Source organism: Rhizobium sp. TRM96647 (assembly GCF_025780115.1).
GTDB lineage: Bacteria > Pseudomonadota > Alphaproteobacteria > Rhizobiales > Rhizobiaceae > Mycoplana.
Genome location: NZ_JAOXHF010000020.1, coordinates 49,578 through 65,739, shown reverse-complemented (window position 1 = coordinate 65,739; position 16,162 = coordinate 49,578). Strand labels below are relative to the sequence as shown.

Below are 16,162 nucleotides of genomic sequence, written 5' to 3'. Positions count from 1 at the left end.
GGCGGGCTGACCCATTCCCGGCTCTGTCCGGAAGGCACGGCGAGCGCCGAAGCTACACCACTCCCTGGGACATCATCCAAAAGCCAGTCAAACTTGGCTTTGGACTCGGCGGAAATCGCGTGGTGAACGGCCCTGTGGAGGCGCTCATTTGCTTGACCGACATGTGGCCGCGCCGGGATGGAGCGCACTACATCCGGGCAAAGAACGCTTGCAAAGCTGCGATTGAAGGGCGCCTTACCGCCGAGGAAGCCCGCGAAGAGTTCGTCGCGGCGGCCGATGAAGCCCAGGTTGCCAAACACTAGTCTGAGGACCGGAAGATGGACCCAAAGTTTTGGAACAAGCCGATCTGTTTTGAATCTGCCAGTTCGCACGAATGGCGCATAGTGGACAGCACGGCCGAGGCCGCGTTAATCTTGATGAACCAATGGCCTCTGGCGAGCGGAAAGAAGCTGGTCAAGGCCAAAAAGGTCTGCATCAAAGTGCTGGAAGGAAAGCGCTCGGTCGATAAAGCCCGCGTCGCCTTCATGAAGGCCGCCAAGGAAGCGCGCATACCTGTCGAAGGTTAGTAGCCCAAAAGCATGCCCCTATGAGGACGCTGATATGCCGCATCTTCATTGACCGCCCCTTCCCGCCGAGCGGCGATAGGGATGATCTCGGTAGATGCGTCCTGCCTGCCGATCCTGTCCGGAACATGTTGTGAATTGCGTAGTTGTTGGACCCGGAGGTCGATTTCATGACCATACACAAAGCCGGGAAATGGCTGAGAGCCGTGTTCGTTGAAATTGAGTTTGAAGACGAAACAGCAGTGCTTCAGATCGACAACACGCGCGAGGCGGCCGAGTGCCTTACGAACTTGTGGCCCCAGAACGACGGGATCGAGTTCTTGAATGCTGTTCGGCTTTGCTCGGCCGCGATGGAAGGGAAAACTGACGACGAGAGTGCCCGAGTTGCGTTCATGGCTGCGGCCATGGAAGCCGAAATCGCGGTTCCGATCCATTAGGGCTTTCAATCCGCACAGGTGCCAAGAACTGCGGTCATCAGCCGCACAATGAGCGTCAATTCGCTCAAGTACCTTTGCCGGAACGACCTCGCGCTCCGGCAACGAACACCAGAGATCGTTCACGCGGTGAACGGTGTCGGTCACCGCCCTGAGACAGGCGCCTTCGGGCAAACGCGCTCGATTTGCGAATGCTCTCCATCGCTGCGCGTTCATGGCCTTGAAAAGCCGTTCGCCGGCGAGCGACAAAGTAGTATCCGCGGGAATGTAGGGAATTGTCGATAGTACGTCATAGACAGGCGCGAGTTGCGGTTTGTCGGCTGCCTCGCGATAGATCAACGATCAGTTCTTTAGATGCACGTCGCCATTGCCGGTGATGGCAGCCAGAGCCAGCCGGCGGACGAACTCGGCCGCGGCAGCCGACGACACGGCAATGTTTAGCGCTGCCGCAATAACATGATATGTGGCTCCCTCATAATTTGCGGTAAGGGCATACGCCGAACACCTGCGCAAAATCCTCGATATGGATCCGCGCGTCGTTTGCGCCACGGCCGGCCCTTCGATGCCGATCGTTTCGGCCAAAGCGAGATTCGCATATTCATTTTCCCACACCCCGGGAAACGAGGTCGATGGAAACTGTGCAATGTACGAACCCTGTTCCTCGCCGAGTGGCAGGGGAAGCCCGCCATCCTTGCCCGTGTTCTTGATAACAGAGAACGTCTTTTCAGTCAGTTGGCGAAGCTTTTGATACTGGGCGTCCCTGAGGTTAGCCAGGGGAGGCAGCCCTCGCCGGGAACGCAACCGGTTCGCCGGCCGTTCAGATGATTGCTCTAGTGGACATTCACGATCGAGCAAGCGATATACCTCTCACGCCCGTCGTTCCAGTAATAAACGGTTGCCAGACTTCCATCACTGTTGGCGACGGTCCGGGTATATCCAAGGTCTCGAAGGGGAGCCCCGGCACGGATCGTGGCCTCCTGTGACCAAGTTCGGCCACGGTCCCCGCTTATCCGTAAGCGGATGCCGAACGGCGGTCGTCGGACGCCATAAATCAGAGCCACCCGATCCTGGCCCAACATCGCCAGGCTCGCGGGATTGCCTCCAACTCCGGTCCAGGTGACGTTGCTGTCTATCATTTTCCACCTCCCCCCCAGATCGGATGAGGCGAAGGAGGAGAGCCAGCCGTCGTTAGTGCTGCCGCGGCCACGTCTCAGCACTGTCAGCAGGGACCGGTCTGTGAACAGCACTGTAGATGGCATAATCGCATACCCGTTCCAGCACTCGCAGATCGCGCTCTTCTGTCGAAAAGTTCGTCCTCCATCGATCGTCTCTGCGCAAAAGACCCATCCCTCTTTCCCGTTCGCTTTCGCGGCACTCAACAAGAACAGGGCGTGACGGCCCGAAAGCGCCACGACATCCGTCCTGGCGGCGATACCCCGCTCGTTCAATCCAACGAAGGCGTAGGGACCGCTCCAGCACTTGCCCCTATCCTGGCTGACATAGAACCAACTGGCGGCCTCGGCATCCAGGCCTGTTCTGGCGGCCATGACGATCGTCTCCGGGTCGCAAAAGTCTATTGGCCGAACAAGTCCCGGGATTGAGCCACCCCTCACCAATGCGCTTGGTGTACGCAGCCCGACCGCGACGTGCTCATCCGCAGACAGACATTTGCCTCCCGGCAGATAGCCGGAAAACGCCTCTGTCAGCCAATTTCGTCCACCGTCCATGCTGCGGGCCTGGATTGGTCGGAATGGATGACGCCTGTCTCTTGCATGTAGCTCGCCTTGCTCTCCGAGCATGCCTTCGACGAAAACGACAAGCACTTCCCTACCCCACGCCCAGAGGCCGTAATTGGCGGGCCACGCGGCAAACCGATTGGTGCGCCTGTGGACAACATGATGCGTGCAGGTAATATCGGGGATCATGGTTTGGTCGTGTCGACGGGCGGACGAAATCGTCGCCGCAGTTTCATCATCAGGATGGACCCCGACAGGATCAGACAAACCGCATTCGTGAGAATGATAGGCAGCTCACCACGCAAAAAGCCGAACCATGTCCAAAGCGCAAAACCGCCGACCGTGAGCACATACATTGGGGCAGAAATCGCGGCCGTTTGCCCAGATTGATAAATCTTCCATGCCTGGGGAACAAAACTCGCCACCGAGCAGATGGAAGCACTATATCCGATGAACAAAGCGGTATCCATGGTCTCCTCGCGCCGGTAGCAAGCTGCAAATTCACGGGCGCCGCGAATGTTCCGGCCGGAAGTCGCCAGAATGGAACTTTTCCATCTCTGCAGAGATTATTCCGTATTCCAGTCAGGAGATGGGATATGGCACGCAAGACCTCAAAATCCGCGAGTGATCTCGCGACGGTCCACGACCAACAGCTTCACCGGGGAAAGGGGGGCGAACTCCATCAGCATGCAGAAGATGGCCACAAGGTTCTCACGACCGCATTAGGAAGCCCGGTAGACGATGACCAGAATACGCTTCGTATCGGAGCGCGGGGTCCCGCGCTGATCGAGGACTTTCACTTCCGCGAGAAGATATTTCATTTCGACCACGAACGCATACCCGAGCGTGGCGTGCACGCTCGCGGCTACGGAGCACACAGATACTTCGAGACCTATGAATCCCTGGCTCACTATACAGGGCGGACTTCTTGCAGCGGCCTGGCGAGAAGACCCCTGCCTTTGTACGATTCTCGACGGTGGCAGGGAGCAAGGGCTCGTTCGATCTGGCGCGCGACGTTCGCGGCTTTGCCGTGAAGCTTTATACCCAGGAAGGCAATTGGGACCTCGTCGGAAACAACATTCCTGTCTTTTTCATACAGGACGCGATCAAATTTCCAGACATCATCCATGCGGTGAAGCCTGAACCAGACCGCGCGTTTCCTCAGGCGCAGTCAGCGCATGACAATTTCTGGGACTTTATCAGCCTGACGCCCGAAAGCATGCACATGATCATGTGGGTGATGTCGGACAGGGCCATTCCCCGGTCATTTCGCTTCATGGAAGGTTTCGGCGTACATACTTTCCGTTTCATCAACAGCAAGGATCAGTCGACTTTTGTGAAGTTCCACTGGAAGCCTAAACTTGGCCTTCAGTCGGTCGTATGGAACGAGGCTGTCAAGATCAACGGAGCAGATCCCGACTTTCACCGTCGCGACCTCTGGCAGGCGATCCAGTCAGGCAATTTCCCCGAGTGGGAGCTTTGCGTGCAACTCTTCGACGAAGAGTTCGCCGCCAACTTCGATTTCGACATTCTCGACCCCACCAAGATCATTCCTGAAGAACTTTTACCCGTTCAACCAATCGGCAGACTGGTTCTAGACCGGATGCCCGACAGTTTCTTCGCCGAGACCGAGCAGGTCGCCTTCATGACACAAAATGTGCCGCCCGGCATCGGATTCAGCAACGACCCGCTTCTCCAGGGGCGAAACTTTTCCTACCTCGATACGCAATTGAAGCGCCTGGGCAGCACCAATTTCACTCACCTTCCGATCAACGCACCGAAGTGTCCCTTCCACAATTTCCAGCAGGACGGGCATATGGCAATGAGAAATCCCTCGGGACGTGTGAACTATCAGCCCAACTCCTGGGGGGAAGGACCGCGGGAATCTCCCGTGGCGGGATATCGACATTTTGCGTCGGACGAAGCCGGGCAAATGGTACGGCTGCGTCCGGAGAGTTTTGCCGATCACTACAGCCAGGCGAGGCAGTTCTTTATCAGTCAGACTCCGCCAGAGCAGCGACATATCGCTATGGCGCTGACATTCGAGCTGAGCAAGGTCGAGACTTTGGTCATTCGCGAGCGTTGGTTTCGCATCTATTCAACATCGACGAGGCCCTTGCAAACAACGTGGCGACAGGCCTCGGCATCGCCGAATTGCCGAAGCCTGCGGACGCTGCGGTGGCACCTAGGCAGGATCTTGCGCCATCGCCAGCTCTCAGCATCATCGAGAATGGGCCAGATCGATTCGAGGGAAGAAAGCTTGGCGTGCTGCTCACCGACGGAAGCGATGCGACGCTTGTGGAGGCGCTCACATCCGCAATCGAACGAGAAAAGGCCACCGTCGAAGTCATCGCTCCCGAGGTCGCCGGCATTACGCTCTCGGATGGAACATTTCTCCCAGCCCAGCAGATGACTGATGGCGCGCCATCGGTGCTCTATGATGCGGTGGTGCTGCTGCCCAGCCCCGACTTCGTCACTGACCTCCTCACCGAGGCAACAGTGCGTGACTTCCTCGCAGACGCCTTTGCCCACTGCAAGTTTATCGGCAATGGCAGTGCGGCCGGTCCGTTGTTCGAAAAAGCGGGTATCGACGATTTGGATGAGGGAACCATCGAGCTGTTCGACAGTAAAACCGTTGACGCTTTTGTCGCCCAACTTGGCAAGCTGCGGATCTGGGCGAGAGAACCATCCACAAAACGCCGATAAGCCGCGAGGATGGTTCATGGCATTAAAAGCTGCGCCGTGCGAATGACGCAGTCACGGCGCGGCTACGCAATCCCAGACTTGATCGTCCAGGGGCTGGGCTGTATATAAGGACGTCCGTATATACTTGTCGATTCAGCCGGCATCGCCGATGGTCGCGCCAAATGCGGAGTTTTCTCGGTGCGGTTACTGCCTTTTGTTGCAGCCATTCTTGTCTGTTGGCCGGCACCTCTGCTCGCGGGCTCGCTTCATGAGGCCGTCAGACACGGCGACGTTGCGACGATCGTTACTCTGCTCGACAATGGCGCCGAGCCGTCAGAGCTGGACGCCAGCGGCGAACCGGTACTCATTGTCGCTGCACTTTCCGGCAGCGCAGACGTCATAGCCCTGCTGCTCGACCGCGGGACCGACATCAACATTCGCAACAAAGGCGGCCTGACCGCGCTTCACGCGGCGGCCTATGCCGGTCGGATGGACGTGGTGGAAATCCTGGTGGCTAGGGGTGCCGACGTCAACGATGCCAAGAACTTCTACCATATGACGCCCCTGCACGGGGCGGCTGAAGAGGGCCATGCCAACGTGGTGGCGTTTCTTCTCGCGCGAAACGTCGACATCGAGGCGAAGGAGCGCAACGGCTACACGCCCCTGACCCAGGCCGGCTGGCGGTCGCATTGGGAAGCTGCCGACCTTCTTATAAAGGCAGGGGCAAACTGCCAGAAGGCGGAGATCGTGGGCGAGTGGCTCTATGCGGAATGTACAAAGAGAAAGTGATTCGCTCGCCTGCAAGGAAACAGAGAAGGAGGTTCGCATGCGCATTCACAGTTGGGCTGTAGCGGTCCTCGTCGGTGGCGGTGCGCTATCGTGGCCTGTGCTCGCGGAGGACTTTGTTAACACTGGCTATTTCGGTGACTTAGCGATCAAGGGGTACGACACCGTTGCCTATTTCACCCAGAACATGGCCGTTGAGGGTTCGCCGAAATACACCTACCGTTGGCTCGGCGCGACATGGCAATTCGCCACCGCAAAGAACCGCGACTTGTTCGCCAAGGAACCGGCCAAGTATGCCCCGCAGTATGGTGGCTATTGCGCCGACGGAGTTTCCTTCGGCACGGTCACCACCAACATCGATCCCAAGGCATGGCGGATCATCGACGGCAAGCTGTACATATCCTATGACCCCGGTGCAGCGGAGGGGTTTGAAAGCAACCCCAGTAAGCTGCCGGATTCCAAACAGCATTGGACCGAGGTTGAGCAAACGCTGGTGACCGAAAAGGCCGGAGTCGATTGGCGTCAAGCGCCACGTTGAGCGTGGCGCAACGCTACAATCGGCGCGTCAGGAAGCAGGCGAGAAATATTTCGCCGCCTGTGGCGTAACGTGTACGTACTGCATACCGGAATGGAGCTTGTCGTCGTTGCGCAGCACGTAGCCGCACACCATCCGGTTCAGGAAGTATCCCTCAAACCGCTCACACAGCTGATCGCCACGGATCTCCGCCTTGCCGGTAATGCTGGTATTGGACGTGCGGTAGGCGGTTTCGCCGCTGACGTCAAAATACTGCATGAACTCCGTCCCGTTGCGATGCCGCCCGCGCCAGGTTCGGTTGTGAACGAGGCTGCGGAGTTCGTCGCTCCCCAACCGATCGGAGCCTTTGGTCTCAATGCCGAACGGCCAGTCGGGCAGGCCGGCGGCCTGGAGGTGCCGGAGATGACGGTCCAGCTCCAGCACGGGCCAATAGTCATAGAGGTGGCGATAGTAGGCCAGGTTCGTCTCGGGAAAGAGCGTTTGAAGCTCTCCAGCTTCTTGTCGGGCCAAGCTTTCGTCGCCGGCGGTCGCATAGGCGGCGGCGAGGTACTCATGCATCATTTCCGAGGCTCCGAGTTCCTGCCGGACGTGCTCGACCAATTTGATCGCTTGGTCGTGCTCGCGGGCGATATAGAAGATCACACCGGCAAGAAGCTGGAAGCTTGCGGTGGGTGCCGGATCAAGCCGCAAGGCGAATTCCGCCTCCGAGATTGCCTCGCTGGGACGACCGGTCAGCGCGAAGACGAGTGCGAGATTGGCATGTGCTTCGGCGTCATTTGGCGCGGCAAGTGTGGCACGATTTGCTGATATCACTGCCTCATCGCCATGGCCGTCCACCAGTTGCAGCAACGCCAGAACAGTGTGAGCGCGCGCATTTTCCGGATCAATGTTGAGCGCCTGCCCTGCAGCGTCATAGGCGATCTTCCTGGCGACGGCGGCGGACCAGATATAGTTGTAGTCATTGCGCCAGACGTCGACCGCAATGCGTGCTATGCCGGCGTGCGCGTCAGCGAAGCGCGGGTCCAGGTCGATCGCCTTTTGATAGTACGACAGGGCTTCCCGGTAGGTCTGAACATTGCCGTAGCTCGGTCCCTGCTGCTCAGCCCGCATATAGTAGTCGTAGGCCTCAAGGTTGTCGGTTGGAATACGCTCGATCTGATCGCGCTCGCCGTCGCTTATCCGAACTTCCAAAGCGGAGATGATCTTGCCGATGACATCGTCCTGAACGGCAAACAGGTCAGTGATCTGACGGTCGTACCGCTCTGCCCAAAGCGAGAGGCCGGACATGGCATCGAGCAGCTTGACGTTGATACGAAGATTGACACCCGCGCGCTGCAGGCTTCCTTCGATGATGTATTGAACCCCGAGTTTGCCCGCGGTGGCCTGGACCTCGTCGCCGGTACCGGCCGCTGCCATTGCAGAGTGCCGGGCAATCACGAACAGGCCTGCTACCTTGGAGAGCTGCGTGATCAGATCGTCCGTCAAGCCCCGTGCCAGATGATCTTGTTCCTCGTCTCCCGTCACGTTGATGAAGGGCAACACAGCGACAGATGGTTTGTCTGGAAGGGGATAAGCTAGTCGTTCCTGCGAGGGAGGAGACGCCATTTCCTGCCAAGTGGTCCACCAAGCGAGGCCGCCAACCAGCGTGAGGGCAAGGAAGACGAGGCTCATGAACAACCGTGGCCTCCCACGACGATGACGCGGCCACCGCGCAAGCGACCGCGGCGCGGTATCCAGTTCCACCAAATAGACCCGGATACGTTCATCGATATTCTTGATACGTTGAGGGCCGAGATCGACGAATTGCGCATCCGTCTTGCCGCGCACCTGCTCGTATGCGCTGGCGGAGAGGGCAATGCCGCCCGGTTCAGAGAACGTCTGGAGCCTGGCGGCGATGTTTACGCCAGTCCCATGGATGTCATCGCCCTCGGCGATGACATCGCCCAAAGTGATCCCGATGCGAAAGACCATCCGTCGCCCAGCCGGTACATCACTCTCCCTCTGCCGCTTTGCCTCCTGTACGGCAATCGCGCAGCGCAAGGCATCAATCACGCTGCGGAACTCGACCAGGAGGCCGTCGCCCATCGTCTTCACCAGCCGTCCGTGATAGAGGGTCAGGCTTGGCTGAAATACCTCCGCCAGGTCACGCCTGAACTGCGCGCGCGTTCCCTCCTCGTCGAACGAACTTAACCGACTGTATCCGACGACGTCAGCGATCATGACGGCTGCAAGATGGCGCTCCATCTACGACAATCCCGAAGTCCGGCCGATGATATGTTATCTCAGGAAGGGGCCGCGGGCCATCCGCTGCTCCTAAACGGGCCAGGGCGCCTCCCCGCAGGAATCTCCAGCCCCTTTTACTCCCTCCCCGAAAGGTCAACAATCAGGTCGGCGATCTGCTTTCAAAGGCCGACGCAACACGTTTGGCTTCGGCAAATCTGCCGAACCAATTTCTTGAACGGAACAAAGCCTACCGCTGCTCGTTAGCGATCCATCCTCGTGACGAAAGGCAGCATCATGAATACAGCGCCTGACGGCCGTCTTCCGACCTGTCCCCTTTCATTGAAGATCAACGGTATACACTACTCGCTCGATGTCCATCCATGGACCACGCTGCTGGACTTGCTGCGCGGTGAGTTGGAGCTGACCGGCACGAAGAAAGGGTGCGATCATGGCCAGTGCGGCGCATGCACGATCCTCATCGACGGGCAGCGCATGAACGCCTGCCTCAAGCTCGCCGTCACGCTGGACGGGGCTGCGATCACCACCGTGGAAGCTCTTGGCACGCCGGAAAACATGCATCCAGTGCAGAAGGCGTTCGTCGACCACGATGCCTTCCAGTGCGGCTACTGCACACCGGGGCAAATCTGTTCCACCATCGGTCTTCTGAATGAAGGACATGCCTCTACACGACAAGACATTCGCGAATCGATGAGTGGAAATCTCTGTCGATGCGGCGCCTATACCAACATAGTCGACGCCATCGAGGAGATGCTCGCAGACAGCGCCTCCGATCGGGAGGCTGCGGAATGAAGCCCTTTACCTACATACGTGCCGAAACTGTCGCAGATGCCGTCGCGGCGCTCGCCGCGCGCCCACAAGCGCAAATTTTGGCCGGTGGCACAAATCTTGTCGACCTGATGAAATACGACGTGGCGCGCCCGGATGCGATCATCGACATCAATCCTCTTCCCTTGAGAGAGATCGAGGAGATCTCCGACGGTGGTCTGCGCATTGGCGCACTAGCGAGCAATTCCGCGGTCGCTTACGATGCCCGCATTCAGGCGCGCTTCCCTCTTCTTGCAAGCGCCATTCTCGCCGGCGCCTCGCCGCAATTGCGCAACGCCGCCACGATGGGCGGCAACCTTCTCCAGCGGACACGCTGTTCCTATTTCTACGACAATTCCACCCCCTGCAACAAACGCGAGCCGGGCAGCGGCTGCGCGGCCATTGGCGGGCTCACCCGCATGCACGCCATCCTTGGCGCCAGCGACAAATGCATCGCCGTTCACCCCTCGGACATGTCTGTGGCGCTCGCGGCACTGGACGCGACCGTGGAGGTCGTGGGACCGGACAGTGAAAGGGGCATTGCCTTTGTAGATTTTCACCGCTTGCCGGGGAACGAACCGCAGCGTGACAACACGCTTGCGCACGACGAGCTGATCACGGGTATCCGTCTGGAAGACAATCGTTTTGCGAGCCATTACACCTATCTCAAGCTGCGGGATCGTCTGTCCTATGCCTTTGCGCTGGTGTCAGTGGCCGCTGCGATGGAAATCGCAGACGGCCGCATCGTCGACCTTCGTATCGCGCTTGGCGGCGTGGCGCACAAGCCTTGGCGCGATCCTCTCGCAGAAGCGGAACATTTCGGCGAGCCGGCCGACGATGTAACATTCCAACGCGTGGCCGACCGCCTGCTCTTCGAGGCAAAGGGGCTTGGCAGCAACGAATTCAAGATTCCCCTCGCCCGGAAGGCGATCGTGCGCGCATTGCGCCAGGCGGCGGTTGGCACGCCCCAAAGCCAGACGATCAAGGCAATCCAGTAGGAGGCAAGCATGCTCGACCGTTCAAAAATCGCTGGCTTGGCGATTTCGCGCATCGACGGACCGCTGAAAGTGACAGGGCAGGCCAAATATGCAGCAGAACACTTCGCGCCTGGAATGCTGTTCGGCCATGCGGCGCTCGCCACCGTCGCGGCTGGCCGAATCCTTGCATTGGATACGCGCGCAGCGGAACGCGCGCCGGGCGTGGTGAAAATCTACACCCATGAGAACCGGCCGAAAACGGCCTATTGGGATAGCAAATGGAAGGATGCCGTGGCGCTGCCCGGCCATCCGTTCCGCCCACTGGAGAACGACCGCGTGCTGTTCGATGGCCAGCCTGTCGCTTTCGTGGTGGCGGAAACGCCGGAGGCCGCACGCGACGCCGCCACCTTGATCCATGTGCACTATGCCGCCAAAACTCCGCATACCGACATCGTGGCGGAGCAGCGCAACAGCTACGAGCCGCCGGTCGCCCGCATGAAGCAGTTCCTCCCCCCACCGCCACGCGGCAATGCCGAGGCAGCTTTCGCCGCGGCACCGCACAAGATTTCTGCCGATTATGTGCTGCCGGGAGAACATCACAATCCGATGGAGCTGTTCGCGGCCACCGTGCTCTTTGAGGATTCCGGCAGGCTCACAATCCATGACAAGACTCAAGGGTCGCAGAACAGCCGCGACTACGTCTGCGGCGTGTTCGGCCTCGACCCCGACAAGGTGATCGTGAAAAACGAGTTTATCGGTGGCGCCTTCGGCCAGGCGCTGCGGCCGAAGCACCACCTTTTCCTTGCCGTGATGGCAAGCCTCGATCTCTGCCGGTCGATGAAGGTCGAGATGACGCGGCGGGAAATGTTTTACCTCACCTGGCGACCGTCCTGCGTGCAGACCGTATCGCTGGCGGCAGATGATGAAGGCCATCTCCAGGCCGTTCTGCACCATGCGGTGCACGCCACGTCTCACCACGAGGATTACCAGGAGAATGTCGCGAACTGGTCGGGTCTCGCCTACAAATGCGACAACGTGAAGATCTCCTACGAGATCGCCAAGCTTGACCTGGCAACGCCCGGCGATATGCGCGCCCCCGGTGCGGCGAGCGGTATCACAGCACTCGAAACAGCCATGGACGAGCTTGCCTACAAGGTCGAGATCGATCCGTTAGAGTTGCGGGTGCGCAACTTCGTGCACCGCGACCAGAACCAGGACAAGGCCATCACCTCCAAGGCGTTGCATGCCTGCTACCGCGAAGGCGCGGCGCGCTTCGGCTGGTCACAGCGCTCGCCCCTGCCGCGCTCCATGCGCGAGGGCAATGACCTTGTCGGCTGGGGCATGGCAGGCGGAATCTGGGAAGCCATGATGTCAAAGGGCGAAGCGAAGGTGCGCCTGTCGGCTGACGACACGGTCACCGTCAGCGCGGCGGCCTCCGACATCGGGACAGGAACCTACACGATCCTCGGCCAACTCGCCGCGGAAGTTTTCGATTGTCCTATCGGGGCCGTGAAGGTGGATATCGGCAAGTCCGATCTGCCCAAGACCGGCGTCGAAGGCGGCTCGTGGACGGCCGCCACTACCGGCTCCGCCGTGCAGGCGGCTGCGAAAGCCATCGTGAAGACGCTTCTTGGCCATGCCAAATCGATAGAGAATTCGCCGCTCGCCAAGGCAAGTGAAGATCAGGTCGAAATCGCCGACAAGCGCCTCGTTCTCGAAACCAATCACCAGGTCGGCATGGCCATTGCCGACATCATGGACGCTGCGGGCCTCGACGCGGTCGAGGAGTTCGCCAAGGTCGGGCCCGATGTGCTGTCGACGATGCGTTATGCCGCCTATAGCCATTCAGCGGTCTTCGTCGAGGTGAAGGTCGATGAAGAGCTGGGCGTCGTGCGTGTCACGCGCGTGGTGAGCGCCATCGCCGCCGGCCGGATCCTCAACCCCAAGACCGCGCGTAGCCAAATTCTCGGCGGCGTCGTGATGGGCATTGGCATGGCTCTGCACGAGGAGGGCATGATCGATCATCGCACCGGCCGCATCATGAATCACAATCTGGCCGAGTATCATGTGCCAGCCCATGCCGACATTCACGACATTGATGTGATCTTTGTCGAGGAGAACGACGACAAGGCAAGCCCGATCGGCGTTAAGGGGCTCGGCGAGATCGGCATCGTCGGCGTTGCAGCCGCTGTGTCGAATGCGATCTTCCATGCGACCGGCAAACGCATTCGCGAACTACCGATCACGATCGACAAGATCTTGGAAAGCGAGGCCGTTCAATGACCGATCACGTCGCCACCACCCCGCTTCGCTTTCACGCCGAGGTCGAGTGCATCGACCGGGACGAGCCTCAAACTGCCCGCAATATTCGCGGAGACGATGCTCTCCATCGCCGAAACGACCTATGCCCACAGCGGCCATGTGACCCGCTGTGGGCATGCCAAGAGCCACGGACTGCTCGCGGTTCGCATAAATCCCTCCCCAGTCCTGCCGCGGGAATTGGCGCAAGACATTTTTTTCAAACCGCAGACATATGGGGCCGCTTTCGCTTCTGCCGCCGTGGCGAAGGCTGCGGTAACTTTGTCCTTCATCCGAGTTGCGCGGCAACCGAAAGGGATCCTCCCTTCGCACGCTCTTCAATATCGAGCGGGTCCCTCCGATGTTTGGTACTGAAACTGCGCCAAGTGGAAGTGATACACGAGCGGTAGCCGAAGCACATCCGTCTCTTCTAAGGGCGCTCAATCTCTCCCGCTAAGTGCGCGCGAGCGCGGCTGAGACGGCTTTTGATCGTGCCGACCGCACAATTTAGTTGTGCTGCCGCTGCCTCATAGGTTTGTCCCTCAATGCCAATCAGTTCGATCACGGCCCTGCTATCGGGGCGAAGTCGGGCGAGTGCTAGTTCCAACTCAAGTATGCGCACGCTCCATTCCTGTTTTGGAGGCGTGGAGACGGCTATGGATCCGCAGTCTTCATTCTGTCCAGGAGATTCCCTCTTTGCGAGCCTGGCCCGGGTGCAAAATGTGTTCTTCATAATTGTGAAGAGCCACGACTTGAGATTTGTACCAGGTTGAAATTTATCCAGGTTAGCCAAAGCCTTGACCAAGGTTTCCTGGACAAGGTCATCCGCGTCGGAACGGTTGCGTAGTAAGGTTTTGGCAAACCGCCGAAGCGCGGGTATGGATTCAACGATCTCGCGCGTCACGTTCGGGCACATGAGCCAACTCCGATGGGCAAAAGAACTCACAGCGAAATGTCAGCGCGGAGTCTTGGTTCCCCGTTGCATGCATTTTTTTCTCGCAGAATGGATTGCGAGCCTTACGGCAGTGAGTGGCTTACAGCCCGCTACGAGGATTCCTGACGGTAGAGCCGTAGACCTGCCGGGTAAGCTCGTCCGCCTTCTGCCATCCGCCGTATTTTGCTTGCTAGACGTAGACCTTTCGAGCGATCGAACGAGGTTCGGAGCGATGACAACTATTGCTGAGGCGCCCCTCGCCGCCTGTCACCATCTGCAGGCGGAGTGAACATGCGCACCGGTTGAAGGCTTGCGGGTCGAAGGTGGCTACCGATTGATACTGTTCGAGAGTGATGGAACGCGTCGACCGGCACTTGGTGGAAAGGCTATCGCATCAAACTACAACAACAACTTCTACAGGAGCTGGTCGTTCGCTGGCTGCCCTTGAAACGTTTCTAGCGCAGGCGCATGGATGAAAGCCACTGCTCGGTCTGCATCACCTCCATCTGGACCGAAAACCGGCTGCTAAGCAGTTCCACTGCCGCGTCGTGGGTCGGGTCTGCGGTGCTGCAGACCGCATCCTTCAATAGAATCACCCTGTATCCAAGATCGATCGCACCAAGGGCGCCGCAAGCACGCAGACATCGGTTTCCCCGCCGGTAAGTACCACTGTTTCGATCCCCTTCTGCGACAGGTCCCTGTGCAGCCGGCCATCAATCCACGGGGAGTAGGTTCTCTTGTCAAACACACGCGCCGGCGGCACCAGGCATTTAAGATCAGTGACGAGATCGACTAAGCTGGGTTCCAATCGCGTTCTGGTCATCATAGGCCATTTTTCATAGTAGTTGCGCCACATGCCAGGCATGTCATTCGGTTTCGACGGTGGGACGAATCGCGTGAAAACGGTTCGTTCCGTGCACCGGGTGGCCACCTCGACAATTTGATCGAAGACCTTCGGCATCCAGGCAACCTGCCACGGCGTGTCTTCGGCAAACATGCGTTGCATGTCGGTGCAGAGATGGATCCAGTTTTTTGGGTGCATGGTGACGATCCTTCCGAGGTGGACTCAAAGAGCCGGACCACAGCTCAGAAACTACAAATCCACCGACAGGGTTCCGCTCTTCGGAACAACAAGCCGTTCTCAAGTGTTCATCTGGCGCATTCGTTCCGAACCTAGGAGGATAAATCATGCCTAGCCAGAAAACCCTGGATGACCTGTTCTTGGACACGCTCAAGGATATCTATTACGCGGAAAAGCAGATCCTGAAGGCGCTGCCCAAGATGGCGCGCGCGGCCCAATCTGAGGAAAGCAAAGCCGGCTTTCTTCAGCATCGCGACGAAACGCAAAACCAGATCGAACGCCTCGAGGAGGTTTTCGAAATGCTCGGCAAGCCGGCTCGCGGCAAGACCTGTGAAGCCATCCAAGGCATCATTGCCGAAGGCCAGGAAATTATGGAAGAGTTCAAAAACTCCCCTGCCATGGACGCCGGCCTCATTTCATCCGCCCAAGCCGTTGAACACTATGAGATCGCCCGCTACGGCACGTTGATCGCCTGGGCCAAGCAGCTTGGGTTGAAGGATGCCGTGCCGCTTTTGAAGCAGAGCCTTTCGGAAGAAGAGGCAACTGACAAAAAGCTGACACAGCTCGCGGTGACAGCCGCCAACGCAAAAGCCGCCTGAATGTGTCTGGCGAGCGGCCATCACGAAATAGCCGCTCGCCGTGACCTTCCTATTAAGGACGAGCCAAAGGGCTATCGGGAACGAAATCGCTCCTGTCCAAGCGGGAGGTTGTAGATGCGGGTGCGTGACGTGCCGCTTGCCGTGCTCGTCTGAACGGATTGGCATCTGTCACTGTACCGACTGCCGTGAGGAGAGCGGATCGGCGTTCACCTTCTTTGGTGTTTGGCCGGCGTCCGCCTTCTCGACCACAGCAACCGGAGTTCACCGTGGCCGACACTTCTGCCCCAATGGCGGCTCGCGGCTGTTTTCATATGGCGAAATCGCGCCAACGGCATTGCCTCGCACACACGAACTGTGGATCAAGCGACGGGAGCCTTGGCTTGCACCTGTTCGAGGAGTCGACCAGTGCCGGCATGATCGAGTGATATCTCGAGCATAGCGCATTGAAACTCCGGTCGCTCAGACCAGGTGTCGGCGCGGGTACCG

Annotated in this window: 15 protein-coding genes and 2 pseudogenes; 11 read left to right on the top strand and 6 right to left on the bottom strand. The window is 58.8% G+C overall.

Annotated features, from left to right (window positions below):
* From OCK02_RS24445 to OCK02_RS26300, 3 genes are all read left to right on the top strand, one after another.
* A partial coding sequence (locus OCK02_RS24445; RefSeq protein ID WP_412178918.1) for a DUF982 domain-containing protein occupies positions 1-302 on the top strand: 302 nt, incomplete at its 5' end.
* Between the two features lie 15 nt (positions 303-317).
* Positions 318-566, top strand: coding sequence for a DUF982 domain-containing protein (locus OCK02_RS24440; protein WP_263815296.1), 249 nt, complete (start codon positions 318-320; stop codon positions 564-566).
* 167 nt (positions 567-733) lie between these two features.
* Entirely contained in the window at positions 734-1,000 is a 267-nt protein-coding gene (locus OCK02_RS26300) for a DUF982 domain-containing protein (RefSeq protein WP_412178917.1), read from the top strand.
* Positions 1,001-1,339: 339 nt separating this feature from the next.
* On the opposite strand, the gene OCK02_RS24430 is transcribed toward OCK02_RS26300, so the two are convergent.
* From OCK02_RS24430 to OCK02_RS24420, 3 genes are all read right to left on the bottom strand, one after another.
* Positions 1,340-1,852, bottom strand: coding sequence for a HipA domain-containing protein (locus tag OCK02_RS24430; protein ID WP_263815294.1), 513 nt, complete (start codon positions 1,850-1,852; stop codon positions 1,340-1,342).
* Positions 1,828-2,544 carry a sialidase family protein gene (locus OCK02_RS24425; RefSeq protein ID WP_263815293.1) on the bottom strand — a complete coding sequence of 239 codons (717 nt, stop codon included), beginning with the start codon at positions 2,542-2,544 and terminating at the stop codon, positions 1,828-1,830. Before OCK02_RS24425 ends, OCK02_RS24430 begins: the two co-directional genes overlap by 25 nt.
* Positions 2,545-2,918: 374 nt before the next feature.
* Entirely contained in the window at positions 2,919-3,203 is a 285-nt protein-coding gene (locus OCK02_RS24420; RefSeq protein WP_263815292.1) for a SemiSWEET family sugar transporter, read from the bottom strand.
* A gap of 126 nt (positions 3,204-3,329) precedes the next feature.
* Between OCK02_RS24420 and OCK02_RS24415 the strand changes: the two are divergent.
* The 3 genes and pseudogenes from OCK02_RS24415 to OCK02_RS24405 all read left to right on the top strand — a co-directional run bounded on the left by OCK02_RS24415 (position 3,330) and on the right by OCK02_RS24405 (position 6,742).
* Positions 3,330-5,439: pseudogene (locus tag OCK02_RS24415) on the top strand (catalase).
* 177 nt (positions 5,440-5,616) lie between these two features.
* Positions 5,617-6,207 (top strand): ankyrin repeat domain-containing protein, encoded by a 591-nt coding sequence (locus OCK02_RS24410; protein ID WP_263815291.1) that lies wholly within the window; start codon positions 5,617-5,619, stop codon positions 6,205-6,207.
* Between the two features lie 37 nt (positions 6,208-6,244).
* Positions 6,245-6,742: a YHS domain-containing (seleno)protein gene (locus OCK02_RS24405; RefSeq protein WP_263815290.1), complete on the top strand. Its 498-nt coding sequence runs from the start codon at positions 6,245-6,247 to the stop codon at positions 6,740-6,742.
* A 27-nt stretch (positions 6,743-6,769) separates the two neighbouring features.
* Here the strand turns inward: OCK02_RS24405 and OCK02_RS24400 are convergent, their stop codons facing one another.
* Entirely contained in the window at positions 6,770-8,983 is a 2,214-nt protein-coding gene (locus OCK02_RS24400; RefSeq protein ID WP_263815289.1) for an adenylate/guanylate cyclase domain-containing protein, read from the bottom strand.
* A 273-nt stretch (positions 8,984-9,256) separates the two neighbouring features.
* Here OCK02_RS24400 and OCK02_RS24395 point away from each other — a divergent pair, with 273 nt between their 5' ends.
* From OCK02_RS24395 to OCK02_RS24385, 3 genes are read left to right on the top strand one after another with little or no spacing between them, the layout of a single operon-like run.
* A complete protein-coding gene (locus tag OCK02_RS24395) occupies positions 9,257-9,772 on the top strand; it encodes a (2Fe-2S)-binding protein (RefSeq protein ID WP_263815288.1) in 516 nt (171 codons plus the stop codon).
* Complete coding sequence (locus OCK02_RS24390; protein ID WP_263815287.1) at positions 9,769-10,785, top strand: FAD binding domain-containing protein; 1,017 nt, start codon at positions 9,769-9,771, stop codon at positions 10,783-10,785. The genes OCK02_RS24395 and OCK02_RS24390 overlap by 4 nt, the downstream gene beginning before the upstream one ends.
* A gap of 9 nt (positions 10,786-10,794) precedes the next feature.
* The gene (locus tag OCK02_RS24385; RefSeq protein ID WP_263815286.1) at positions 10,795-13,047 is read left to right on the top strand and encodes a xanthine dehydrogenase family protein molybdopterin-binding subunit; all 2,253 of its coding nucleotides are present in this window, start codon (positions 10,795-10,797) and stop codon (positions 13,045-13,047) included.
* Positions 13,048-13,492: 445 nt separating this feature from the next.
* Here the strand turns inward: OCK02_RS24385 and OCK02_RS24380 are convergent, their stop codons facing one another.
* Entirely contained in the window at positions 13,493-13,978 is a 486-nt protein-coding gene (locus OCK02_RS24380; protein ID WP_263815285.1) for a sigma-70 family RNA polymerase sigma factor, read from the bottom strand.
* A gap of 473 nt (positions 13,979-14,451) precedes the next feature.
* A pseudogene (locus OCK02_RS24375) lies at positions 14,452-15,038 on the bottom strand (cysteine hydrolase).
* Positions 15,039-15,184: 146 nt separating this feature from the next.
* Between OCK02_RS24375 and OCK02_RS24370 the strand changes: the two are divergent.
* A complete protein-coding gene (locus tag OCK02_RS24370; RefSeq protein WP_263815284.1) occupies positions 15,185-15,676 on the top strand; it encodes a ferritin-like domain-containing protein in 492 nt (163 codons plus the stop codon).
* Between the two features lie 85 nt (positions 15,677-15,761).
* Positions 15,762-16,115, top strand: a complete 354-nt coding sequence (locus OCK02_RS24365) for a GFA family protein (protein ID WP_412178921.1) — start codon at positions 15,762-15,764, stop codon at positions 16,113-16,115.
* The last annotated feature ends 47 nt before the right edge of the window (positions 16,116-16,162 follow it).

Excerpts from the sequence above, each read along its gene's own strand:
- OCK02_RS24440 (WP_263815296.1), top strand. The coding sequence starts at position 318 with ATGGACCCAAAGTTTTGGAACAAGCCGATCTGTTTTGAATCTGCCAGT.
- OCK02_RS24380 (WP_263815285.1), bottom strand. The coding sequence starts at position 13,978 with ATGTGCCCGAACGTGACGCGCGAGATCGTTGAATCCATACCCGCGCTT.
- OCK02_RS24425 (WP_263815293.1), bottom strand. The coding sequence starts at position 2,544 with ATGGCCGCCAGAACAGGCCTGGATGCCGAGGCCGCCAGTTGGTTCTAT.
- OCK02_RS24395 (WP_263815288.1), top strand. The coding sequence starts at position 9,257 with ATGAATACAGCGCCTGACGGCCGTCTTCCGACCTGTCCCCTTTCATTG.
- OCK02_RS26300 (WP_412178917.1), top strand. The coding sequence starts at position 734 with ATGACCATACACAAAGCCGGGAAATGGCTGAGAGCCGTGTTCGTTGAA.
- OCK02_RS24400 (WP_263815289.1), bottom strand. The coding sequence starts at position 8,983 with ATGGAGCGCCATCTTGCAGCCGTCATGATCGCTGACGTCGTCGGATAC.
- OCK02_RS24370 (WP_263815284.1), top strand. The coding sequence starts at position 15,185 with ATGCCTAGCCAGAAAACCCTGGATGACCTGTTCTTGGACACGCTCAAG.
- OCK02_RS24405 (WP_263815290.1), top strand. The coding sequence starts at position 6,245 with ATGCGCATTCACAGTTGGGCTGTAGCGGTCCTCGTCGGTGGCGGTGCG.
- OCK02_RS24420 (WP_263815292.1), bottom strand. The coding sequence starts at position 3,203 with ATGGATACCGCTTTGTTCATCGGATATAGTGCTTCCATCTGCTCGGTG.
- OCK02_RS24385 (WP_263815286.1), top strand. The coding sequence starts at position 10,795 with ATGCTCGACCGTTCAAAAATCGCTGGCTTGGCGATTTCGCGCATCGAC.
- OCK02_RS24390 (WP_263815287.1), top strand. The coding sequence starts at position 9,769 with ATGAAGCCCTTTACCTACATACGTGCCGAAACTGTCGCAGATGCCGTC.